Annotated in this window: 19 protein-coding genes; 11 read left to right on the forward strand and 8 right to left on the reverse strand. The window is 71.2% G+C overall.

Going from position 1 to position 23,657, the window contains the following annotated elements:
- Positions 1–41 precede the first annotated feature (41 nt).
- On the reverse strand, positions 42–518 hold the full coding sequence (locus tag ACIBAE_RS16110) for a hypothetical protein (RefSeq protein ID WP_399285451.1): 477 nt from the start codon (positions 516–518) through the stop codon (positions 42–44).
- A 243-nt stretch (positions 519–761) separates the two neighbouring features.
- Here ACIBAE_RS16110 and ACIBAE_RS16115 point away from each other — a divergent pair, with 243 nt between their 5' ends.
- The 5 genes from ACIBAE_RS16115 (at position 762) to ACIBAE_RS16135 (ending at position 9,804) form a co-directional block, all read left to right on the forward strand.
- Complete coding sequence (locus ACIBAE_RS16115) at positions 762–1,595, forward strand: aldo/keto reductase (RefSeq protein WP_399285452.1); 834 nt, start codon at positions 762–764, stop codon at positions 1,593–1,595.
- A 124-nt stretch (positions 1,596–1,719) separates the two neighbouring features.
- Entirely contained in the window at positions 1,720–2,841 is a 1,122-nt protein-coding gene (locus tag ACIBAE_RS16120) for a DUF475 domain-containing protein (RefSeq protein ID WP_399285453.1), read from the forward strand.
- Positions 2,842–2,898: 57 nt separating this feature from the next.
- Positions 2,899–3,666, forward strand: coding sequence for an SDR family NAD(P)-dependent oxidoreductase (locus tag ACIBAE_RS16125; RefSeq protein ID WP_399285454.1), 768 nt, complete (start codon positions 2,899–2,901; stop codon positions 3,664–3,666).
- A gap of 530 nt (positions 3,667–4,196) precedes the next feature.
- Positions 4,197–7,049, forward strand: coding sequence for a carbohydrate-binding protein (locus tag ACIBAE_RS16130; RefSeq protein ID WP_399285455.1), 2,853 nt, complete (start codon positions 4,197–4,199; stop codon positions 7,047–7,049).
- A 49-nt stretch (positions 7,050–7,098) separates the two neighbouring features.
- On the forward strand, positions 7,099–9,804 hold the full coding sequence (locus ACIBAE_RS16135; RefSeq protein ID WP_399285543.1) for a ThuA domain-containing protein: 2,706 nt from the start codon (positions 7,099–7,101) through the stop codon (positions 9,802–9,804).
- 327 nt (positions 9,805–10,131) lie between these two features.
- Here the strand turns inward: ACIBAE_RS16135 and ACIBAE_RS16140 are convergent, their stop codons facing one another.
- Complete coding sequence (locus tag ACIBAE_RS16140; RefSeq protein ID WP_399285456.1) at positions 10,132–11,790, reverse strand: Na+/H+ antiporter; 1,659 nt, start codon at positions 11,788–11,790, stop codon at positions 10,132–10,134.
- Positions 11,791–11,932: 142 nt separating this feature from the next.
- Between ACIBAE_RS16140 and ACIBAE_RS16145 the strand changes: the two genes are divergently transcribed.
- Positions 11,933–12,652, forward strand: a complete 720-nt coding sequence (locus ACIBAE_RS16145; RefSeq protein ID WP_399285457.1) for a DUF4232 domain-containing protein — start codon at positions 11,933–11,935, stop codon at positions 12,650–12,652.
- Positions 12,653–12,787: 135 nt separating this feature from the next.
- Here ACIBAE_RS16145 and ACIBAE_RS16150 read toward each other — a convergent pair whose 3' ends face one another.
- On the reverse strand, positions 12,788–14,149 hold the full coding sequence (locus ACIBAE_RS16150) for a CAP domain-containing protein (RefSeq protein ID WP_399285458.1): 1,362 nt from the start codon (positions 14,147–14,149) through the stop codon (positions 12,788–12,790).
- 317 nt (positions 14,150–14,466) lie between these two features.
- Here ACIBAE_RS16150 and ACIBAE_RS16155 point away from each other — a divergent pair, with 317 nt between their 5' ends.
- Positions 14,467–15,336 (forward strand): aldo/keto reductase, encoded by an 870-nt coding sequence (locus ACIBAE_RS16155; RefSeq protein WP_399285459.1) that lies wholly within the window; start codon positions 14,467–14,469, stop codon positions 15,334–15,336.
- Positions 15,337–15,426: 90 nt separating this feature from the next.
- Complete coding sequence (locus tag ACIBAE_RS16160; protein ID WP_399285460.1) at positions 15,427–16,263, forward strand: oxidoreductase; 837 nt, start codon at positions 15,427–15,429, stop codon at positions 16,261–16,263.
- 152 nt (positions 16,264–16,415) lie between these two features.
- Here the strand turns inward: ACIBAE_RS16160 and ACIBAE_RS16165 are convergent, their stop codons facing one another.
- Positions 16,416–17,108, reverse strand: a complete 693-nt coding sequence (locus tag ACIBAE_RS16165) for a hypothetical protein (protein ID WP_399285461.1) — start codon at positions 17,106–17,108, stop codon at positions 16,416–16,418.
- A gap of 180 nt (positions 17,109–17,288) precedes the next feature.
- Here ACIBAE_RS16165 and ACIBAE_RS16170 point away from each other — a divergent pair, with 180 nt between their 5' ends.
- Positions 17,289–17,561, forward strand: coding sequence for a GlsB/YeaQ/YmgE family stress response membrane protein (locus tag ACIBAE_RS16170; protein WP_399285462.1), 273 nt, complete (start codon positions 17,289–17,291; stop codon positions 17,559–17,561).
- Positions 17,562–17,751: 190 nt separating this feature from the next.
- On the opposite strand, the gene ACIBAE_RS16175 is transcribed toward ACIBAE_RS16170, so the two are convergent.
- The gene (locus ACIBAE_RS16175; protein ID WP_399285463.1) at positions 17,752–18,510 is read right to left on the reverse strand and encodes a DeoR/GlpR family DNA-binding transcription regulator; all 759 of its coding nucleotides are present in this window, start codon (positions 18,508–18,510) and stop codon (positions 17,752–17,754) included.
- A gap of 73 nt (positions 18,511–18,583) precedes the next feature.
- Between ACIBAE_RS16175 and ACIBAE_RS16180 the strand changes: the two genes are divergently transcribed.
- The gene (locus tag ACIBAE_RS16180) at positions 18,584–19,840 is read left to right on the forward strand and encodes an MFS transporter (RefSeq protein WP_399285464.1); all 1,257 of its coding nucleotides are present in this window, start codon (positions 18,584–18,586) and stop codon (positions 19,838–19,840) included.
- Positions 19,841–19,922: 82 nt separating this feature from the next.
- On the opposite strand, the gene ACIBAE_RS16185 is transcribed toward ACIBAE_RS16180, so the two are convergent.
- The 3 genes from ACIBAE_RS16185 to ACIBAE_RS16195 all read right to left on the reverse strand — a co-directional run bounded on the left by ACIBAE_RS16185 (position 19,923) and on the right by ACIBAE_RS16195 (position 22,459).
- Entirely contained in the window at positions 19,923–20,576 is a 654-nt protein-coding gene (locus ACIBAE_RS16185; RefSeq protein ID WP_399285465.1) for an SDR family oxidoreductase, read from the reverse strand.
- 78 nt (positions 20,577–20,654) lie between these two features.
- Positions 20,655–21,674, reverse strand: coding sequence for an LLM class flavin-dependent oxidoreductase (locus tag ACIBAE_RS16190; RefSeq protein WP_399285466.1), 1,020 nt, complete (start codon positions 21,672–21,674; stop codon positions 20,655–20,657).
- Positions 21,675–21,805: 131 nt separating this feature from the next.
- The gene (locus ACIBAE_RS16195; RefSeq protein WP_399285467.1) at positions 21,806–22,459 is read right to left on the reverse strand and encodes an NAD(P)H-binding protein; all 654 of its coding nucleotides are present in this window, start codon (positions 22,457–22,459) and stop codon (positions 21,806–21,808) included.
- 120 nt (positions 22,460–22,579) lie between these two features.
- Here ACIBAE_RS16195 and ACIBAE_RS16200 point away from each other — a divergent pair, with 120 nt between their 5' ends.
- On the forward strand, positions 22,580–23,551 hold the full coding sequence (locus ACIBAE_RS16200) for a helix-turn-helix transcriptional regulator (protein ID WP_399285468.1): 972 nt from the start codon (positions 22,580–22,582) through the stop codon (positions 23,549–23,551).
- Positions 23,552–23,657: the final 106 nt, after the last annotated feature.

The raw sequence follows: 23,657 nt of genomic DNA on the forward strand, positions 1-23,657 counted from the left end.
GCCGGCCCGCTCCTCGCTCCTGTACTCCGGGGGCGTGACGGTCAGCGGCGCCCGCGGCCCAGCCGCACCGCCACGACGAGGAACACGACGGCTCCGGCGATGAGCGGGCCCGCGTTGCGGCGCGCGGCGTTCGCGACCTGTCCGGTCCTCCCACGCCAGGACTCCGGGGTCTTCTCCTGGACGAGCCGCACGGTCCGCGCCGCCGTGTCCTGGATCCGGCCCTTCGCCTGGCCCGCCGTGTCCTGGATCCTTTCCTTCGCCTGGCCGGCCGTGTCCTGCAGCCGGTCCCTGGCGTAGGCGGCCTTGTCCTCGGCCTGAATCCTGATGACCGCCGTCCTGTCCCCGATCCGGCCGCCCACCTCAGCCGCCTTCTCCTGGACCCGGCCCCTGACGTCCGTCCCGGCGGTGGGGACCTCGATCGTCTCGTCGAGCCGCTCGTGTGTTCGGTCCGCTTGCTCCCGTGCTTCCTCGGGCGTGGGCGTGGGCGTCGGCCCGCCTGTCCCGGGTTTCTTCGTCATCGGTATGACCCTTCCTCGATCCCGGCCACATCGGCCGGGCTGCCGTCGATGGCCGGACGCGGACACGGCGGCGCCGCGCCGGGTAGGAGCCGGCATCCACGGGCTCCCGCCGTCGTCGACCTGCCATGGCTCCCGGGTATCCCGAAAGACCGCTCGCCAATCACCGCGCGTTTCGTGACAGCGAAGTCGGAGAGGTGATCTTCTGGACGGATATGGCCGACCCCATCGGATCGAGGTTTTCCCATGCCCGCAGTGCCCGGCATCACCCTCAACAACGGTGTCGAGATCCCTCAGCTCGGCTTCGGGACCTTCCAGATCGCCCCGGAGGACACCCGGGAAGCGACCCTCATGGCCCTGGAGACCGGTTACCGGCACATCGACACCGCCGAGATGTACCGCAACGAGAAGGAGGTGGGACAGGGTGTCCGCGACTCCGGGCTCGACCGGAGCGAGGTCTTCGTGACCAGCAAGCTGAACAACGGCGCCCACGCTCCCGAAGCCGCGCTGCGGGCGTTCGACCGGACGATGGAGGACCTGGACCTCGGTTACCTGGACCTCTTCCTCATCCACTGGCCCCTGCCCGCCGTAGGGGACTTCGTGGAGACCTGGCAGGCCCTGGAGGAGATGTACCGCTCCGGGCGCGTGAAGGCGATCGGGGTCTCCAACTTCCAGCCGCACCATCTGCGGCGCCTGCTGCAGAGTGCCGTGATCGTGCCGGCGGTCAATCAGATCGAGGCGCACCCGTATCTGACCCAGGAGGCGGTACGGGCCTTCGGCGTCGAGCACGAGATCGTCACGGAGGCGTGGTCGCCGATCGCCCAGGGCAAGGTGCTCGGCGATCCCGTCATCACCCGGATCGCCGGACGGCTCGGCCGGTCGGCCGCCCAGGTGACGCTGCGCTGGCATGTGCAGCGCGGCGACGTCGTCTTCCCGAAGTCCGTCACCCGCGAGCGGGTCGAGGAGAACTTCGCCCTGTTCGACTTCGAACTGACCGAGAGCGACATGGCGGACATCACGGCCCTGAATCGCGACGAGCGGATCGGCCCGGACCCGGACAGGTTCAACCCCACCGGGTGAGCGCGGGTGGGCCCGCGTACGCCCCTGCGGTCGGTTGCCCGTACGGATCGACCCGAGGCACACCCGCAGCAGGCGAAACACGCGAAACGCGCACAGCACGGAAGACCGAGAAGATGGGTAGCCAGTGATTCTGAAGACGTTCGGGTGGGCGTTCCTCGTCACGGCGCTCGGCCTCGCCGCCGGCGGGATCTACGACGGATGGGCGGCCCTGGGGGTCGTCGCGATCCTGGCCGTCCTCGAGGTCTCGTTGTCCTTCGACAACGCGGTGATCAATGCCGGAATCCTCAAGAAGATGAGCAGTTTCTGGCAGACGATCTTCCTGACCGTCGGCATCCTCATCGCGGTGTTCGGCATGCGGCTGGTGTTCCCCGTCGTCATCGTCGCCATCAGCGCGAAGATCAGCCCCGTCAAGGCGGTCCAGCTGGCGTTGGACGACAAGGACCGATATCAGCAGCTGGTGACCGACGCGCACCCGTCGATCGCCGCCTTCGGTGGCACCTTCCTGCTGATGATCTTCCTCAACTTCATGTTCGAGGAGCGGGACATCACGTGGCAGACCTGGCTCGAGCGGCCGCTGGCCAAGCTCGGCAAGGTCGACATGCTCTCGGTCTGCATCGCGCTCGTCGTCCTACTCGTCGCGTCCATGACGGTGGGTGCGACCGCGCACCAGCACGGCGGCGCGCACGCCGACAAGACCCAGACGGTGCTGACCGCCGGGGTCGCCGGGCTCATCACGTACCTGATCGTCGGCGGGCTCTCCAGCTTCTTCGAGGACCGTCTCGAAGAGGACGAGGAACGTGAGGAGGAGGCCGGCGAGGCGGCGCGGGAGAAACGCGTGGCGGGGACCGTCGGCAGGAGTGCCTCGGCGGCCGCCGTGACCGGCAAGGCCGCGTTCTTCATGTTTCTCTATCTTGAGGTCATCGACGCGTCGTTCTCGTTCGACGGTGTCATCGGCGCCTTCGCCATCACCAACGACATCGTGCTGATGGTTCTCGGCCTCGGCATCGGCGCCATGTACGTCAGGTCGCTCACGGTCTACCTCGTCCGGCAGGGGACCCTTGACGACTACGTCTACCTGGAGCATGGTGCGCACTACGCCATCGGCGCGCTCGCCGCGATCCTGATCGTGACGATCCAGTACGAGATCAGCGAGATCATCACCGGCCTCGTCGGCGTCGTCCTGATCGGCTGGTCCTTCTGGTCCTCGGTCCGGCGCAATACACGTCTGGCCGCCACCCAGCGGTAGCGGGCCTCGCGGCGCTACCGCGTGGTCACCGGCCCCATGGGAGAAGGCTTCACCGGCATGGGCAAACTCGACGGCAGGACAGCACTCGTCACCGGCTCCACCAGCGGAATCGGCCGGGCCATCGCGACCCGGCTGGCCGCCGAAGGCGCGTATGTCCTCGTGAGCGGCCGCGACGCCGACCGAGGACACGCCGTCGTCTCCGCGATCCGGGACGCGGGCGGACGCGCCGATTTCGCCGCGGCCGACCTCACCACGGCGCGGGACGCCCAGGCGCTCGCGGGCGCCGCGCTCGACCTCGCCGACGGCCGCGTGGACATCCTCGTCAACAACGCCGGCATCTATCCCGGGACCCCGACCCTTGACCTGGACGAGGCGACGTACGAACAGGTCATGGACGTCAACGTCCGGGGCCCGCTCTTTCTGACCCAGGCGCTCCTGCCGTCGATGCTCGACCGGGGGAGCGGCGTCATCATCAACATGGGCTCCTGGGTCGCCCAGGTGGGATTCATCGGCGGAGCGCTCTATTCGGCGAGCAAGGCGATGCTCGAACAGCTGACGCGCGGCTGGGCGTCCGAGTTCGGGAGCCGGGGCGTCCGGGTCAACGCCATCGCCCCCGGAGTCATCCTCTCCGACCCCACCGCGCCGGGCGCCGACTTCAAGCACCGGATGGTCGAGGCGTCACCGGCGGGCCACGCGGGCAGCGTCGAGGACATCGCCCACGCGGCGGTCTATCTGGCCGGTGACGAGTCGGCGTACGTCCATGGCACGACGCTCGTCGTCGACGGCGGCGTACTGGCGACCAGGCCCGGCCCCCGTCTCGGCTGAAGCGGCCGGAAGTACCGGCAGCGCCGGCCCCCGCGCCGCGCGAGCGCGCCCGCGCGGCGGACGCCTTCCCCCGGCGGGACGCGAGGCGAGACGCCGCCGACCGCCCCGGCCCGGCCGGTCGCGCGGACGACCGTCCGGGCCGGGGCCGGCCGAGGGCCCCTTCGCGATCCGGTTTTCGGCCGCCCCCGACCGCCTTTACTCCGTGTGCGATCGCAATAGCCGCTGACCCGCCGTCCGCCGTCTCACCAGGGCCGACATCGGTGGCCCATGCACGGGTCGGAGGGCGGCGACGGCAATTTTGACACGCCCTTGACAAATTACGAGCGCGTTGCCAACATGCAAAAATCTCGCGAGTTTCTGCACATATCTTGATGCCGCATCGAAAGTTCTCCATCGGATCGGTTCGGCTGCTCCCCGGGTGACGGGACATCACCCGGGGAGCAGGCTCTTCCCCCAGTGGCATGGCAGCGCGCCTCGGCGCGCACCCATGTCCGGGTCGCCCCCCGCGCAGGATCAGGGAAGGAAGATTCATGTCAGGACTGTCAGGTCTGTCAGGAGCACGACACAGACGGCCGTGGTTGAGATGGTTCACCGCGCTGGCGCTGGTCGTGACCGGCGGCGCCATCGTCGGCCCCACGGCCGGCGCCGCCCCGGCGGCCATCCCGGCCGCCGACTACCAGCAGGTGCAACTCGCCCTCGGATCAGCCGAACTGGGCGAGGCGATGTCTCTCGCGGTCCTCCCCGACCGCGCGGTCGTCCACACCGCCCGGGACGGCACGGTCCGGCTCACGGACGCCGCCGGCAATACCAAGACGGCCGGCAAGCTCAACGTCTACACGCACGACGAGGAAGGTCTGCAGGGTGTGGCGGCCGACCCCGGCTTCGCCACGAACCGCTACCTCTACCTGTACTACTCGCCCCGCCTGACCACCCCCGACGGCGACGCCCCCGTCAGCGGCAACGACGCGGCCTTCGAACCGTTCAAGGGGCACCTCAACCTCTCCCGCTTCACCCTGAAGACGGACGGCACGCTGGACATGGCCAGCGAGAAGGTCGTCCTCGAAGTGGCGAACGACCGGGGCCAGTGCTGCCACGTCGGCGGTGACATCGACTTCGACGCCCAGGGCAATCTCTACCTGACCACCGGCGACGACACGAACCCGTTCGAGTCGAGCGGCTACTCCCCGCTCGACGAACGGACGGACCGCAACCCGCAGTTCGACGCCCAGCGCACCTCAGGCAACACCAACGACCTGCGGGGCAAGGTCCTGCGGATCAAGCCCACCGCCGCCGGCGGCTACACCATCCCGACCGGGAACCTCTTCGCTCCGGGCACGGCCAGAACCCGTCCCGAGATCTACGCGATGGGCTTCCGCAACCCGTTCCGGATGGCCGTCGACAAGGCCACCGGCATCGTCTACCTCGGCGACTACGGTCCCGACGCCGGCGTCACCGACGCCACCCGGGGCCCCAGCGGCCAGGTCGAGTTCAACCGCATCACCTCGGCGGGCAACTACGGCTGGCCGTACTGCACCGGCACGAACACCGCGACGGAGACGTACGGCGAGTACACCTTCCCGAACGGCCCCTCCGCCGGTAAGTACAACTGCGGCTCGGGCCCGGCCAACAACTCCTTCCGCAACACCGGACTGGCCACCCTGCCCGCGGTCAAGCCCGCCTGGATCAGGTACGCCGGCGACGCCGGGTCTCCCCCCGAGTTCGGCGGTGGCTCCGAGTCGCCGATGGGCGGACCCGTCTACCACTACGACCCGAATCTGAACTCGGCCGTCAAATTCCCCCAGTCCCTCGACGGCCGCTTCTTCGCCGGCGAGTACGGCCGTCAGTGGATCAAGGCCATCGAGGTCAAGGCCGACGGCAGCCCCGGCACCATCGACGCCTTCCCCTGGACCGGCACCCAGGTCATGGACACCGCCTTCGGCCCCGACGGCGCGCTGTACGTCCTCGACTACGGCACCGGCGCCAACAACCAGGCGCTCTACCGCATCGAGTACCTCGCCGGCACCAACCGAAACCCGATCGCGGTGGCCGCCGCCGACAAGTACTCAGGACCGGTCCCGCTCACCGTCACCTTCTCCTCGCAGGGCAGCTCCGACCCCGAGGGCAAGGCACTCACCTACGCGTGGGACTTCGGCGACGGCGGCACCTCCACCCAGGCCAACCCGTCGCACACGTACAGCGCCAAGGGCACCTTCCGGCCGACGCTCACCGTCAGGGACCCGGACGGACTGACCGGCAGCGCCAGCCTGGTCGTCACGGCCGGCAACACCGCGCCCACCGTCGATCTGACGACCCCCAAGGACGGCGAGCTGTTCTCGTTCGGCGACACCGTGCCCTTCGCGGTGACCGTCAGCGACCCCGAGGACGGCGCCATCGACTGCGCCAAGGTCAAGGTCACCTACCTGCTCGGCCATGACAGCCACCGTCACCAGATCACCTCGAAGAACGGTTGCAGCGGCAGCATCGCCGTACCGACCGACGGTGAGCACGACAGCGCCGCCAACATCTACGGCGTCTTCGACGCCGAGTACACCGACGGCGCCGGGCTGACCACCCACAGCGCCCGTATCCTCCAGCCGCGCCACCGGCAGGCCGAGCACTTCTCCGCCCAGTCCGGCATCCAGGTCGCGGCCCACGGCACCGCCGAGGGCGGCAACACCGTCGGTTTCACCGACAACGGCGACTGGATCTCCTTCAAGCCGTACGCCCTGGGCAACGCCAACAAGATCACGGCCAGGGTCTCCTCGGCCGGTCCCGGCGGCACCCTGGAGGTCCGCGCGGGCTCGGCGACCGGCACCCTGCTCGGCACGGCCACCGTTCCGGTGACCGGGAACTGGGAGACGTTCACCGATGTCTCGGCCAATCTGAGCAACGCGCCGGCCGGGACGACGGAGCTGTTCCTCGTCTTCAAGGGCCCGACGGGTCAGGGCAACCTCTACGACCTCGACGCCTTCACGTTCGCCACCGGCGGCGGGGGCACGAGCCAGACGGTGGAGGGTGAGTCGTTCACCTCCACCGGCGGCGTCCAGGCCGCCGATCACGCCGCGGCGAGCGGCGGCAAGACGCTCGGCTACATCGAGAACGGCGACTGGGCCGGTTACTCCCAGGTCCCCACCGCCGGAACGAAGACCTTCAGCGCGAAGGTCTCGTCGGCCGGGGCCGGCGGCACCATCCAGATCCGCTCCGGATCCGCGACCGGCGCCCTGCTGGGCTCCGTCGCCGTCCAGCCCACCGGCGGCTGGGAGACCTTCACGACCGTCTCCACCGCTCTGACCGGCACCGCCTCTTCCGGACAGCTGTTCCTCTCCTTCACCGGCGGCGCCGGATCCCTGTTCGACATCGACACCCTCACCCTCACCAAGTGACGCCGGGAAAGGGACAGTGATGCTCGGAAAAGTGATGCTACGAAAAGTGATGTCCCGTCATCTGCGGGGGATCCCGGCGGCGGCCGCCTCGGCCTTCGTCGTGACCCTCGCCCTCATCGGAGCGGTCCTGACACCGGCCGCGACGGCCCAGGCCGCCGACCCCGCCTACAAGGTGCTCGTCTTCTCCAAGACGGCGGGCTTCCGGCACGACTCCATCCCGGCCGGCACGCAGGCCGTCCGTGACCTCGGCGCGGCCAACAACTTCACCGTCACGGCCACCGAGGACGGCGCGGCGTTCACCACCTCCAACCTGGCCCAGTACAAGGCGGTGGTGTTCCTCTCCACCACCGGCGACGTCCTGGACGCCGGCCAGCAGTCGGCCTTCCAGTCGTACCTCGACGGGGGCGGCGGCTATCTCGGCGTCCACGCGGCGGCCGACACCGAGTACGACTGGCCGCAGTACGAGCAGATCGCCGGCGCCTGGTTCAAGAGCCACCCGGCGATCCAGCAGGCCACCGTGAAGACCGAGGACCGGGCCAACGCGGCCACCGCGCACCTCGGCCAGACCTGGTCCCGCAGCGACGAGTGGTACAACTACCGCACCAACCCGCGCGCCAACGTCCGAGTGCTGCAGAGCCTCGACGAATCCAGCTACAGCGGCGGCGAGATGAGCGGCGACCACCCCATCACCTGGTGCCACCCGCAGGGCAACGGCCGGGCGTTCTACACCGGCCTCGGCCACACCATCGAGTCGTACGCCGACCCCGCCTTCCGGACGCTGCTGCTCGGCGGCATCCGGTACGCGGCCGGCTTCGCCAAGGCCGACTGCCGTGCCGAGACCGGCTACACCACGCTCTACAACGGCTCGACCACCGGCTGGGCACAGGCCGGTCCCGGCAGCTTCACCAACAGCGACGCCACCCTGGCGTCGGTGGGCGGCATGGGCCTGTACTGGTACAAGACGAAGGAGTACGCCTCGTACTCCCTCAAGCTCGACTGGAAGATGACCGGCGACGACAACTCCGGTGTCTTCGTCGGTTTCCCCGCCTCCGACGACCCCAACTCGGCCGTGAACCAGGGGTACGAGGTCCAGATCGACGCGACCGACAGCGCGGACAGGACCACCGGATCCGTCTACGGCTTCAAGTCGGCCGACATCGCCGCGAGGGACGGCGCCCTCAACCCGCCCGGCCAGTGGAACACGTACGAGATCCGGGTGGAGGGCGAGCGCCTGCAGGTCTTCCTCAACGGCGTGAAGATCAACGACTTCACCAACGCCGACCCGGTCAGATCCCTGAAACAGGGCTACATCGGCATCCAGAACCACAGCGCCGCCGACCACGTGTCCTTCCGCAACGTCCGCATCAAGGAACTCGGCGGGACCACCACCTCCTCCACGTTCGAAGGGGAGTCCTACACCTCCTCCCAGGGCGTCCAGCCGGCCGACCACGCTCCGGCCAGCGGCGGCAAGACCCTCGGCTACATCGAGAACGGCGACTGGGCCGGCTACTCCCAGGCGCAGCTCGCGGGGGTCAGGACCTTCACCGCCAAGGTCTCCTCGGGCGGTTCCGGCGGCACCCTCCAGGTCCGCTCGGGATCGGCCACCGGGCCGGTACTCGGCACGGTCGCGGTCCCCAGCACCGGCGGCTGGGAGAATTTCCAGAACGTCTCCACCACCCTGACCGGCACTCCTAGCGGGCCGCTCTTCCTCACCTTCGCGGGCGGCTCGGGCTCCCTCTTCGACATCGACACCTTCACCCTGGACAAGGTGGCGGCGTTAGAGGCCTCGTCGGCGGATGTCCACCTCTTCTACTACCCGTGGTACGGCAGCCCCGTGAAGAACGGCGGCTACCGCCACTGGCAGCAGGGCGGCCGCACCCCGCCGCAGGACATCGGCGCCGACTTCTACCCCAAGCTGGGCGCGTACGACTCCGGTGACTTCGCCGGAGCCGTCACCCAGCAGATGAAATGGATCAAGCAGTCGGGCGCCGGTGTGCTCGTCTACAGCTGGTGGGGGCAGGGCAGTTACGAGGACACCCTGGCACGGGGCGTCCTGGACGCGGCCCAGCAGCAGGGCATCAAGGTGGCCTGGCACATCGAGCCGTACTCCGGGCGCACCGCCGCCTCGGTGGTGTCCGACATCCGCTACCTGGGCGCCACGTACGGCAGCCACCCCGCCTTCTACCGCGACACCGAGCACAGCGACCGGCCGGCGTTCTACATCTTCGAGAGCCTCAAGATCGCCGACTGGACCGCCCTCGACCAGGTCACCCAGACCAACACGGTCCTGGCCCAGACCACCGACACCAGCAAGATCGCGCACTTCTCAGGGCTCTACACCTACGACGGCATCGCGGGCGCCACGGCCCCCGGCTGGAAGCAGGCCGGCGACTACGCCAAGGCGCACGGCCTGATCTGGGCACCGTCGGTCGCACCCGGCTACCTCGACGACCGCGCCGTCCCGGGCAACACCACGCCCACCCTCGCCCGGGACAACGGCGCGGCCTACGACAAGGAGTGGAACAACGCGCTCGACCCGGCCATCGGCGGATCACCCACCTGGGTCTCCGTCACCTCCTTCAACGAGTGGCACGAGGGCAGTTCGATCGAACCGGCCACGTCCACGCCGCCGGCCGGCTTCGGTTACCAGACCTTCTCGGGCGCGTACGGGAAGACCGGGGCCGACGCCGAGACCGCGTACCTCGACCGGACGAAGTACTGGGTGGCCCAGTTCGACGCGAAGCGGCCGCGCTGACGTCCGGGACATTCGGCGTCCCGCACCATCCGGGACATCCGGCGTCCTGACCACCTGAACAGTCGCTCGTGAGCGGGGCGGGCCCGGGGACACACCCCGGGCCCGCCCCGCCACCGTCCCGGCGGACCGCTTTTCGTATCTTCGTACGACCGGAGAGGACGGCCCGCGCCTGCCGGAGCCCACCGCCGTCACGGACGGGGCGGTCGCCGCTCGATGAGCGGAAGGGTTGCGTCCATCGGTGATCACCTCCTCACCGGCAGTCCCACACCAGCGGCCCGGTCGTGCCCGGCCGAACGGCCGCCACCCCCACCGGACCGTTCGTCCCGGTCAGATGTCGTCCCGGCCCCGGCCGTCACCATCTCCCTCCTCATCCCCGCCGCCGTCCCGGCCGCCGGCCGCGCGGGACCTCCGCTGGGCGGCGGCCCGCGCCGCCAGAGCGCGCGCTTCGAGCCGCAACTCCTCGCGGTCCAGGGTTTCCTGCACCCGGCGCAGTACGGCGTCGTCGATGCGGCGCGCGTCGCGCAGGGCGACCAGCGCGGTCCGCTTCGCGGCCAGCAGCGCCCGGCGCAGCTCGTGCTCGGCCTCATCAGCGGGTTCGTCGTCCGCACGCAGGCGTTCCGCGCGCTCGCTCAGTTCCTCGGTGAGGCGGTCGACCACCTCCTGCGAAGCCCCGAGCCGCTCCGCGTGCCCCGGCAGTTCGTCGAGCGCGCTCTCGACGACGTGCTGCCGCGCCAGGATCTCCTCGCTGTCCTCGGTGGGGTCCTCCGGCAGCCGGGACCACCGGATCACGAGGGGCAGAGTCTGCCCCTGGAAGAGGAGCGTCACCACGATGACCGCCGCTGTGACGAAGACGATCACGTCCCGGCCCTGCAACCGCGACCCGTCCGCCGCGTACGTCGGTACGGCGAGGGCCGCCGCCAGGGACACCGCACCGCGCACCCCGCCCCACGCGACCGGCATCCGCTGGCGGGCGCCGACCCTTCTGGCCCGCTGCTGCGGGCGTCGGTCCACCGCCCGGATCAGGTACGGCGTGCTGTGCAGGTACAGCAGCCGGGTGAGGATCACCGCCGCGCTGACCGCGGCGGCGAGCAGCAGCGCCCTGCCCAGCCCCAGCGACCGCAGCCCGAGCACCGCACTTGGCAGTTGCATCCCCACCAGGACGAACAGCGAGCCGTTGAGCAGGAAGGTGGAGACCTGCCAGAAGGCGATCGTCTGGAGACGGCTGCTCGCCCGCGTCAGCAGAGGACTCGCCCTGCTGATGATCAGTCCGCACATCACGACGGCCAGCACCCCGGAGACACCCGCCGCTTCCGCAGGCAGGTAGACGGCGAACGGGGTGAGCACACTGAGCCCGGTCTCGATCTCACCGTCGTCGATCCGCCGCCGCAGGGTGATCGCCAGCAGCGCGCCCGCGGCGCCGATCGCCATCCCGCCCACGTAGCTCAGGGCGAACCGCCAGGTCGCTTCGCCCCACGCGAACGCGCTCCGGCCGACGGCGATCTGCACAGCGACCGCGAACACGACCAGCGCCGTGCCGTCGTTCATCAGGGATTCGGCGCGCATCGTCGTGAGGGTCCTGCGGGGCATGCCCCGTGCCACGCCCGCCACCGCGGTGGCGTCGGTCGGCGCGAGTACGGCCCCGAGGACGAACGCCATCGGCCAGACCATGCCGAGGCCGTGCGCGGTTCCCGCCACCGTCAGCGCGGTGGCCAGCACCAGTCCCACCGACAGCAGGACGATCACCCGCAGATTGGCCCGGATCTGGTGGAGCGAGATCGTCAGCGACTCGGCGTAGAGCAGCGGTGGCAGGAAGATCAGCAGGACGAGATCCCCGGGCAGCCGCACCGAACGGAATGCGGGGATGAGGCCGATCAGCACCCCGCCCGCGAGCAGGCAGACGGGCTCGCTCAGGCGCAGCCGCCGCGCGACCCAGGTCAGGCCGAGGACGGCGGTCAGCAGGACGACGACGATCTCCAGGCCCTCCACCGTGTCAATCTCGCATCCCGCCGCCCGCTCCGCACCCGCCCGTCCGGAGATGTGTCCACAGTGCGCCGGGCGAGGGTTCCACGCCTCTGCGGGTATACGTATGACGGGTATTCGTACGAAAGTGGATGGGCAGGTGGACCGAATGTCCGATCACCCTCAGACCTCTCAGGCCTCGGAGAAGGGGTCCACGGAGGAGTCCGCGAAGGAGTGCGTAGGGGCCGGCCGGGCGTGGCGGCTGGGTGCCATGGCGGCGGCCGTCACCCTGCTGGCAGCCGCCACGGCCGCGTGTTCGAGTGGCGGTTCCCCCGGTGGCTCCGCGGCTTCCACTCCGGCGAGCTCACCGACGGTGAGCAGCGGTCGGACCGGCGGCACGTCGAGCGGGCCGCCGTCGCCGACGGCCTCGCTCCGGTCGGCCACCCCCGCCACGCCGCCGACCAGCGGCCGGAGCACCCCGGCCGCCCCGGCCCGGTGCACCGCCGATCAACTGGTCCCGAGCATCGGCCCGGCGGACGTCGGCGCCGGGAACATCCGCTACGAACTCCGGCTCACCAACACCGGGCAGGGCGCCTGCACGCTGCGGGGCTTCCCCGGCGTGTCGCTCCTCGCGGGCGACGGCGCCACCATCGGCAAGCCGGCCACGCGGGAGGGCGGGGAGCTCTCCGTCGTGAAGCTCGCGCCCGGTGCCGCCGCGCAGGTCACCCTGCACACCCTGAACAAGGGGATCAAGGGCACGGCCTGCTGGCCCGCTCCGAGCCTGCTCCGGATCTTCCCGCCCGGCTCCAAGGACGCTCTGACGCTGCGTACCCCGGTGCCCGTGGTCTGTGGTGACACCTTCACCGTGACGGCCGTACAGCCGGCCTGACCGAGCGGGCGCGACCGAGGCGGTCTGACCGAGCGGGCCCGACCGAGGCGGTCTGACCGAGCGGGCCCGACCGAGGCGGCCTGACCCGGCGGGCACGACGTCGGCGGCCTTCCGGCCTGACGAAGGCCGGAAGGGTCAGGCCAGACCGAAGAGCTGCGTCCAGTACGTCCCGGCCGGGCCGCCGCCCGCGAAACCGGCGCCCAGGTGCGTGAAGTCGGGCTTGAGGATGTTGGCCCGGTGTCCGGGGCTGTCCATCCAGTCCCGGACCACCTCGCGTGCGGTGCGCTGCCCACAGGCGATGTTCTCGCCGATGCCCCGGTGGGCGGCGCCGGCCGCGGCCGCCCGGTCCCACGGCGCCGACCCCTCGGGCGACGTATGGGAGTAGAAGGCGCGCGCGGCCATGTCGGCGCTGTACGCCTGCGCCGCCCTCCCCAGGTGTACGTCACCGGCCACCGGGCGCAGGCCCGCGGCGGCCCGCTCCGCGTTGGTGAGGGCGAGGACCTCGGCGGTGACACCGAGCAGCCCGTCCCCGGTGAAGGGCCGGGCCCACAGCGCCGTCCAGTAGACGTCGCCGGAGCGTGCGTCCACGGCGTGGCCGACCCCCGCCTCGGTCAGCGCCGGGTCGTGCAGCGGGCCACGGGTCGCGTCGCCGGTCAGGCAGTAGTCCACGAACTCGCGGGGTGTACGGGGCCCGGAGACCAGCTGCTCACCGATCTGGAGGTAGCGGTAGCCCGCCGCGGTGATCCGCTGGTAGACGGAGACCCCACCGGGCCCGTCCGTACCGAGCCGCCGCTGCCTCGCCATCACCTCGGCATGCGCCTGGGCGGCGGCCGAGAGCCGGCGCTCCAGCACCATGGGCGCCACGCCGGCCGCGCGCCGGGCGCTCCGGACGAGCGCCGCGAACTCGGCCTCCGTACCGCTCGCCTCCCCGCGTACCGCGCCTGTCGCCCCACCGCTCGCGGCACCACCCGCCCGGACGGTGGAGCGCACGGGCCCGGCGGGTCTCTCCGGGGCGGGCTCCTCCGCGACATCGACCCCGAAGTCGCGGGCGACTCCGGCCAGCCCGTCCGCGTATCCCTGGCCGAGGGCGCGCAGCTTCCACCCGGCGCCGCGCCGGTAGACCTCCGCCAGCAGCAGGACCGTTTCGTGCGCCGGGCGCGCGGGCGTGAACCGGGCGAGGGGGCCCGCGCCGTCCGCCACGACGGTCAGCGCCGGGACGGGCAGACCACTGAGCGCGGTGCCCGGGTCGGCGGGGCTGACGGTGACCGTGACACGGCTCGCTCCCGCCCGGAGCCTGCCGGGGTCCAGGCTCACACCGCCCGCGCGCAGCCGGGCGCCGGGGGCCGACGGCTGGTTGTAGAAGACGAAATCCGCGTCGCCGGAGACCTTCCCGTCGTCGCCGGTGATGAGGACGGAGAGATCGAACGGCCCCGGCACCTGGAGCGACAGCGCCCCGTCCGGCAGGGGCAGATTCCCCCCGGGTACCAACTCGCGCATCGCCACCGCCCCTTCATGGCCGAGAACGGCACCGGCCGTGCGCGGTGCCGTCCGGAGAACGCCGGGGAAGGCCGCGACGGTTCCACGGCGCGGTGAGGGAACCGGCGAGTGCCCGGTCGGCGAGAGGCGCTGGCGAGCGGCGCCGGCGAGCGGCGCCGGGGAGGTGACGCCGGTGTTCACCGGCCCTGTCGGCGGCGATGCGCTTCCCGTGGAGTGGGAGGGAAGAAGCCGATAAACTGCCAGCCTGGTCAAAACGGGCATTTCGACCCTCTCCATCCCTGTACATATCGAACACATGTTCATTGAGGAGCTTGATCATGACCGTCACCCAGCAGCCCGCCCGAGCGTCCGGCACCTTCCTCCTCGGCGGCGACCTGTCCGTCACCCGGCTCGGCTACGGCACCATGCAGCTGACCGGCCCCGGAATCTGGGGCGACCCCGAAGACCCGGCGGAAGCCGTACGGGTCCTGCGCCGCGCCGTCGAGCTGGGCATCAACTTCATCGACACGGCCGACGCGTACGGCCCCTTCACGGCCAACCTGCTGCTGCGGAAGGCGCTCCACCCCTACCCCGACGACCTGGTGATCGCCACCAAGGTCGGCCTGGCCCGCACCGGACCGGACGGCTGGGTGCCGATCGGGCGCCCGGAGTATCTCCGGCAGCAGGTCGAACTGAACCTCCGCCATCTCGGTCTGGAGCGCATCGACCTGCTCCAGCTGCACCGCATCGACCCGAAGGTGCCGCTCGCCGAGCAGCTCGGCGAGCTCGCCGCGCTCCGGAGCGAAGGCAAGATCCGGCACATCGGACTGAGCGAGGTCTCGGTCCCGGAACTGACCGAAGCCGCCGGGATCACCCGGATCGTCTCGGTCCAGAACCGCTTCAACCTCGCGGACCGCGCCGCCGAGGAGGTACTGGAGTACGCGCAGGCGCACGCCCTCGGATTCATTCCGTGGTTCCCGCTCGCGACCGGCGCCCTCGCCGGAGCGGACAGCCCGCTGACGAAGATCGCGGCCGACCACGGCTCCGCGCCGGCGCAGCTCGCGCTGGCCTGGCTGCTGCGGCGCTCGCCGGTCATCCTCCCGATCCCCGGCACCTCCTCGGTGGCCCACCTGGAGCAGAACGCCGTCGGCGCGAGCCTCGAACTGACCGACGACGAGTACGAGACGCTCTCCCGCGCGGGCGCCTGACGGGGCCGGCCGGAGGGAGGTGCGACGGGCCGTCCGACAGCCGGCCGTGACCGTCCAGCCGGCCGCGACCATCCAGGAGGTACAGGCGTCATGAGCACATGGCTGATCACCGGAGCCTCGCGGGGCCTCGGCCTGGAGATCACCCGGGCAGCACTCGCCGAAGGGCATTACGTGGCCGCCACGGCGCGCGACACCGCCGCGCTCCACGCCGAGTTCCCCGACGCCGGCGACGCGCTGCTCGCCGTACCGCTGGACGTGACGGACGAGGACCAGGCGTACGCGGCGGCGGCGTCGGCGGTCGACCGCTTCGGCGGTGTCGACGTCCTGGTCAACAACGCGGGACGGGGACTGCTGGGCGCCGTGGAGGAGGTCACCGACCGGGCGGCGCGCGCCGTTTTCGACACCAATGTGTTCGGCACGCTCAATGTCCTGCGCGCCGTTCTGCCGGTGATGCGCCGCCGGCGCTCCGGGCACGTCATCAACATCAGCTCGGTCGGCGGATTCACCGGCACTCCCGGCTGGGGCGTCTACGCCGCGACCAAATTCGCCGTGGAAGGCTTCTCCGAGGCCCTGCAGCAGGAACTCGCCCCCCTCGGCCTCCAGGTGACGATCGTCGAACCGGGCCTCTTCCGCACCGACTTCCTCGACGCGTCGAGCCTGCACACCCAGCAAACCTCCTTTCCCGAGTACGAGGTGAGTGTCGGGGCCACCCGCGAGAGCGCTGTCAAGGGAAACCACGCCCAGCCCGGTGACCCCGCCAAGGCCGCCCGTATCATCGTCGCGCTCGCGCAGAATCCGGCGGCGCCGCTGCGCCTCCAGCTCGGAGCGGACGCGGTGACCCGCGTGGAGGCCAAACTCGATCTCGTACGGGGAGAGCTGGCGGACTGGCGCGCACTGTCACGCTCCACGGACTCGGCAGCTCTGTAGTGCCGCTACCGGCAAGCTTCGCCTGTCGCGCAGACACTGCCCGTCGCGGCACTGGAGTCCGGGCCACGGCCCGGCAGTCCCGCGGCCCGGCCGCCCGGACCACGGCGGATCCGGGCGGCGGGACTCCGGCTTCGGCTCAGGCCCGGTAGAGCTCAGGTCTGGTAGAGGGGAGTGGCGAACGAGGTGGTGGCCGGGCTCAGGAGGGTCGCGTAGGGATCCTCGTGGTGGCGGCGGTGCCGGCCCGCCTGGTTGTTGTCGGCGGGCGGCGCGCCGGGGGTGAGCAGTCCGTCCCCGGCGAGAGTCTGCACGCGCAGCAGCAACGCCCGCAGGTCCAGGCCCAGTTCCGCGGCCACCGTCTGGAGGTCGAGGCCGGACTTCCAGCTCCACAGCAGTACGGAGTCCATGCTCGACGACCAGACCACCGTGTCCTGCGGCGGTGGCGCGTGGAGTACGGAGGGCGCGGTCGATTCGTACGGTGGTGCGTCCGGCGGCGGGGGAACCGTTTCGCCCCGAGGGTGCGGCAGATGGACTTCCGTCAGGGAAGGACGGTCGGCGAGAGGTTCGAGCGGCACCTGCGGCCCGCGGGCCAGTAGCTCCTCCGCGACGGTGCGGGCATCGTCGCGCCCCACCGTACGGCGAGCCACGCGCACTTCCCGCTCGTTCAGGCCCATCAAATCCGCGACGGCGCCGTCGTTGCCGACGGTCACGGCGAATGCCGCGAGCGTCCTGCTCCGCTCCGCCTGCGCCTCGTCCAGCACGGACTGTGCCTGACGGACGCGCTCGTCGCTGGCGCAGAAAGCTTCGGCCAGGACAGTGTTTCGCTCCCAGAGTTCACGTGGATCCACGAGGGGAACAACGCTCCTGTGCCCGACAGGAATGGATTGTCGGGCCAAGTGCACCCGAATAGAGCAAAACGCCTGATCCAGACTCGGCGGAACAGTGGTCCCCCGACATGTTTGGGCGCCGCGTCCGGGGCTACACGACCGGCCGTAAGGAAAATATAAGTCTGAGAAAGGATCTTCATCATGGGCATCATCGCCTGGATCATCATCGGACTTCTGGCCGGTCTGATCGCGAAGGCCCTGGTCCCCGGCAAGGACCCCGGCGGCATCATCATCACGATGCTGGTGGGGATCGTCGGCGGACTTCTGGGCGGTTTCCTCGGCAAGGTCATCTTCGGAGTGGACTCCATCGACGGTTTCTTCGATCTGTCGACCTGGATCGCCGCCGTCGCCGGCTCCGTCATCGTGCTGCTGATCTACCGTGCCGTCACCGGCCGTGGCCGCGCACACGCCTGACGCACCACCGGCTCACGAACTTCGCTCCGGCCGCCCCCGCACCCCGGGGGCGGCCGGAGCGCGTCGCGGAGCGGCGCCGTCATCCGGTGAGGCGCCCGCTCGGCCCACGGGGATGCCCGGCTCGCCCTCGGGGATGCCCGCTCATATCCTCCGTACGCTCACGCCTTCGGCCGCCCCGGCCGTCCGCGGGTCAGACCTTGCGTACGGTCACACCCGCCGCCGCCATCGCGTCCGTCTCGCCGCCCGGAGCGCTCTCCTCGGTCACCAGGGTGTGCAGCGCGGCGACCGGCGCCACGAAGGCGAGCGCGGTACGGGAGAGCTTGGCCGCCTCCGCCACGGCGATCACGCGGCGCGCCGAGGCGATCGCGGCGCGCTTGACGGCGGCGTCGGCCAGGTCGTACGAGGTCAGGCCGTCCGCGGCGGTCAGCCCGCAGCAGCCGATGACCGCGGTGTCGAACCGCAGCGCGGCCAGGGATGCTTCGGTCAGCGGGCCGGTCAGCGCCAGCTCGCCCGGGCGGGGCTCCCCGCCGGGCAGCAGCAGTTTCATCGGCGGTCCGCCGGTCAGCGCGTTGGCGGCGTGCAGGGACAGCGGCATGACGGTCAGCCGGCGGTGCCCCAGGGCGCGGGCGACCTCCAGGCAGGTGGTGCCGCTGTCGATGACGACCGACTCGCCGTCCGTGATGAGCCCGGCGACCTCGGCGGCGATACGCCGTTTCGCCTCCAGGCCGTCCTGGGCCCGCAGCGCGAACGGTGGTTCCTCGCCGCGCAGCAGCAGGCTCCTCGCCCCGCCCCGGTAGCGCTCCAGAACGCCCTGGTCGGCCAGGACCTCCAGATCGCGGCGGATGGTCATCTCCGAGGCGCCGGTCAGTTCCGCGAGCTCCGCCACCCCCAGCTGCCCGCTCTCGCGCACCGCGCCGGTGATCTGTCTGAGTCGGTCCCTGCTCGCCATAGCGGAAGTGAACATGATTTATGTGCGGTAGGCAACCTATCGAACGCAAATGATGTGCGCTACGTTCGCATTCATGGAGAGATCACTGCGGGCCGCCCGGCTGGCCACGTTCGCCTTCTTCGCCCTCAACGGCTTCGTCCTCGGCATGTGGGTCGTCCACATCCCCGTCGTGGAGCACCGGGCGGGCATCAGCCACGCCGTGCTCGGCTGGCTCCTGCTGCTGCTCGGCGGCGGCGCCTTCGCGGGCATGCAGCTCGTCGGCCCGCTCACCGACCGCTTCGGCGCCCGCCGAACCGTACCGGTGAGCGCGGCCCTGTGCGGCGCCGCGCTCATTCTGCCCGCCCTGGCCACCGGCCCGTGGGCGCTCGGCGCGGCGCTGCTGGCCCTCGGCTTCGGCAACGGCTGTCTGGACGTCAGCATGAACACCCACGCCGTGCAGGTCGAACGCGGCTATCAACGGCCCGTCATGTCCGCCTTCCACGCGGTGTTCTCGGTCGGCGGGGTGCTCGCCGCCCTGGTCGCCGCCCGGACACTGAGCTGGGACTGGAGCCCGGTGGCCACCCTCGGCGGCGTCAGCCTCTTCGCGCTCGCCGCCACCGTCCTCGCCACCCCCGCGCTGCTACGGCCCGAACCCGGCCCGGCCCGTGAAGCCGCCGGTCCCGAAGCCGCCGCGCCGGACCCCACCGCTCCCGGAGCCCCTTCCCCCGAAGGAGCCGCCGACGGTCCCCGGCGCACCACACCCCCGCGGATCTGGGCACTGGCCGCGCTCGCCCTGATGCTCATGCTCTGTGAAGGCGTCGCCAGTGACTGGAGCGTGCTCGATCTGCGGGATGTCCTCGGCGCCCCCGCCGCCACCGCCGCCCTCGCCTACGGCGCCTTCGCCACCGCCATGACGGTCGGGCGGCTGCTCACCGACCGCCTGGCCGCGCGCTTCGGCCCCGTCGCCATCGTCCGTTACGGCGCCTCGCTGGCCGCGCTCGGCCTGACGGCGGTCGCGCTCGCCCCGTGGATTCCCCTGGCCCTGATCGGCTGGACCGTCTTCGGCGCCGGACTGTCCGGCTGCGTCCCGCAGCTCTTCAGCGCGGCGGGCCACGCCGACCAGGAGAACGCCGGGACCAATGTCTCCCGCGTGGCCGGTCTCGGCTACCTCGGCATGCTCGCCGGTCCCGCCGTCATCGGACCACTCACCCATTTCATCCCGCTGAACCTCACCTTCTTCCTGCCCGTGGCCTTCTGCGCGGTCGCGGCCTGCGCGGCGCGGATCCTGCGGACCGAGCCCGGAAAGGCGGCCAGGGACACGGGGCCGGCCGCCCAGCCCGCCACCGGTTGACCATCCGACCGGTCGCCTTGACCATCCGACCGGTCGCCGCCCCTCCGGGGGGAAGGACGGCGACCGGCAGCCGGGTCACGCGTCACGTCAGCCCGTTCAGAGCGTCCGCGACGGGGGTGGGCCCACCGATGAGGTCGAAGGCGCGGCCCACGGTTGCCGGGCTGTCCAGGCTCGCGATGATCGTATCGGCCACATCGGCGCGGGAGACGGGGGAGTACGGAAGGCGGTCGGCCACCTGGACCGTCCCGGTGGGCTCCCGGTCCGTCAGCTGTCCGGGACGGACGCTGGTCCACTCCAGGCCCGAGGCCGCGAGGGCGGCGTCCGCCTCCCTCTTCGCGCCGAAGTACGCCTCCCACCAGGGGCCCGACACGTAACCGGGCAAGGTGTCGCCGACACCGAGGCTGGAGACATGGACGAACCGGGTGACGCCCGCCCGCTTCGCGGCCTCGATGGACGCGGTGACCCCGCCGAAGTCCACGGTCCACAGCTGCTCCGGTGTGCCGTCGCCGCTGCTGGCCGCGAACACGATCGCGTCGGCGCCCGTGAACGACGGCACGAGAGCGCCTGCACCGAGGTGTTCCAGATCGATCAGTACCGGCTCACCGCCCAGGGCGCGGACGGCCTCGAACTGCTCGGGGCGTCTGACCAGAGCGACCGCCTCGTCTCCCCGGGCCGCCAGCCGGGGCAGCATCAGACGGGCGATACGGCTGTGTCCGCCGACGATCACGATCCGCATGGGGAATTCCTCACTTCTGACTTCTCGTACTGCTTGCTCGTAGGACTGACACGCGTGCGGGACAGCTGTCCCCGGCCCTCAGGCGGTGACGCCGAGAGCCCCGGCGAGCAGCGCGTGCGAGTGGAGCCGGGCTTCCTGGTCGGGAAGGATGTCGTGGATCATGATTTCGGTCGCGCCGGTGAGCTCGGCCATCTGCTCCAGTTGGGCGCGGACGGTCGCGGGTGTGCCGGTGAGCTGGCGGGGCAGGCGGCCGTTCACGATGGTGGTCGGCTCGTTCTTCGCCGCGGCGCTCAGCATGCGCCCGGCCTCGTCCGGCCGGGGCGCCAGGGCGGCGAGGCCGACTCGGCCCAGCTGGTCCCGGAAGGCGCGGAACGGCCAGGCCAGCCGCCGCGCCTCCTCCTCGGTGTCGGCGACGGCGACGTTGACGGCGAGCATCGACTGAGGCTGCTCGGGACCGTACGGCGTGGGGCGGAAGTTCTTCCGGTAGGCCTGGAAGGCGGCCGCCGCGCCGTTCGGGTTGATGAACCCCGAGAAGGCGTAGCCGACTCCCAGTGCCGCCGCGAGCCCGGCGCTGTTGCCGGAGGAGCCCAGGATCCAGACATCGGGCTTGGTCTCCGGGGTCGGAGGAAGTTCCAGCCGGCTGAACGGGTGCTCCGCCGGGAAGAACCCGCCGTGGTAGTAGGCGAGTACTTCCTGGACCTGCTGGTCGAAGTCGTTCTCGGGCCGGGCCCGGCGGTCGCGCTGCAGGGCGAGGTCGATCAGGGGACCCGCCGTGGCGCGTCCGAGCCCCAGGTCGATCCGCCCGGGGGCGAACGCCTCCAGCTGGTGGAAGCTCTCGGCGACGCGGAAGGGGCTGTGGTGGTTGAGCAGGACCGCACCGGAGCCGAGCCGGATCCGCGAGCTGACCCGCGTCGCGGCGGCCATGAGGAGTTCCGGGGAGTGGGATGCGACACCGTGGGTGGCGTGGTGCTCGGCGAACCAGACACGGTGCAGCCCGATCTCCTCGGCGTGGCGCACGGTGGCCAGCGAGTTCTCCAGCGCTTCCGTCTGGGACTGGCCCTGGGCCACGGCGGACAGCTCGACCAATGACAGCTTCATGGGGGTGGTGCTCCTGCTCTCTTGCTCTGGTGCTCGGTGCTCTTCTCCGGACCTGGTCCGGGAGATGTCCCGCCGCCGGCGGGCGCCGGTCAGGCTGTCGCCACGGCCTGCGCGCCGCCGGCGGGCGGCGGTCAGGCTGTCGCCACGGCCTGCGCGACCGGGGTGTCGCCGCCGCGTGCTTCCCACTGCTTGCCGATACTGCGCCCGTCGTCCAGGCAGGCGACGACGAGCGCGGCCACGTCCTGCCGCGCGATGGCGCCCGAGCCGGTCCGCTCGGCGAGGCGCACCGTCCCGCTGCCGGGCGCGTCGGTGAGCGGGCCGGGGCGCAGGACGGTCCAGTCCAGGCCGCTGCCGCGCAGTTCGCGGTCGGCGTCGCTCTTCGCGGAGACGTACGCGGTCCAGGACGCGTCCGAACCGGGGGCGACCGGGTCGTCGACACCGACGCCTGACACCTGGACGAACCGGTTGATACCAGCCAGTCGCGCCGCTTCGACGGAGAGGACCGAGCCGCCGTAGTCGACCGTACGCTTCCTCGCCGCGCCCGACCCGGCCCCGGCGCCGGCGGAGAACACGATCGCGTCGGCGCCGGCGATCGCCCGTGCGAGCTCCTCCGCCGACGCGGACTCGATGTCCAGCAGTACGCCCCGGCCGCCGAGGCCGTTGATCACCTGGACCTGATCGTCTCGCCGTACGACGCCGAGCACCGTGTCACCGCGCCCGGCCAGTGCGCGGAGCACGAGCCGCCCCACCTCGCCGTGGGCACCGATGATCGCCACAGTTGCCATGTCTTCACGCTTCCTTGCAGGTCGGGGATGCTTGAGAGGAACGCTAAGCACCCCCGTCGGAAGACGGGTAGGAGTCGCACTCCTACCCCTGCGGTTATCCGGCCGGGTTAGCGTGGAGCGGTGACGATACGGACAGACTCAGCGGCCGGACCGCTCGCCGCGTTCCTGCGAGCCCGCCGTGAGCAGGTAAGGCCCGAGCAGCTGGGCATGGTCTCCGGCGACGACCGGCAGGTGACCGGACTGCGCCGCGACGAGGTCGCCGTGCTGGCCGGGATCAGCACCGACTACTACATCCGCCTGGAACAGGGCCGCGAGCGGCGCCCCTCCCGCCACGTCATCGAGGGTCTCGCCGACGCGCTGCTGCTCGACGAAGCGGCCGTACGGTACCTGCGGGAACTCACAGAGGCCGACCAGGCGCAGCCCGCCCCGGCCCCGGGCGTCTCGTCCGACCGCCTGACCGGGCTCGTCCAGCTCGTGGACAGCTGGGACCGGACTCCGGCCCTGATCGTGAACCGGTGGCTCGACATCGTCGCCTGGAACACGCTCGGCGACATCCTGTACGAAGGCCTCGCCCACCGCGAGAACTACGCGCGGATGGTTTTCCTCAGCCCGAAGGCGGCCGATTTCTTCCTCGACTGGCCGGAGTTCGCACACTGCACCGTCGCGTCCCTGCGCGCGAACGCGGGCTCGGAGACCGACGCCGCCAACCTCGTACAGCTGGTCGGTGAACTCACCCTGAAAAGCGGCGAGTTCAGCGCCTCCTGGGCGCGCCACGACCTGTACGAGCAGACCGTCTCCCGCAAGCGCTTCGGCCACCCACTGGTCGGTGCGGTCGAATTCGAGCAGCACGTCCTGGCCATCCCCGGTTCCGGCGGCTACCAGGTCTGGGCTTACCACCCCGTCGCCGAGGGCGACAGCCGGGAGAAGCTCGGGAAACTCGGCGACCTCGCCTCGTTCAAGAAGTCCGGGCAGCGCCGGCCCGAACGCGCGGGCAGGGACCAGGGGGCCGGCAGGGACCGGGACCGGGTGGCCGAAGCCGCCCCGGGGCGGTCCGGCGCCCCGAACCGCCCCGGCGGCTCCTCAGGGCAGTAGGCGGTCCATCAGGATCGGTGCCTCGCGGACCCGGATCCCGGTGGCGTGGTGGACGGCGTTCGCGACAGCCACGGCCATGCCCACCACATCGCCCGCCGACGTCGTC

The organism is Streptomyces sp. NPDC051569, assembly GCF_044454085.1.
Taxonomy (GTDB): domain Bacteria; phylum Actinomycetota; class Actinomycetes; order Streptomycetales; family Streptomycetaceae; genus Streptomyces.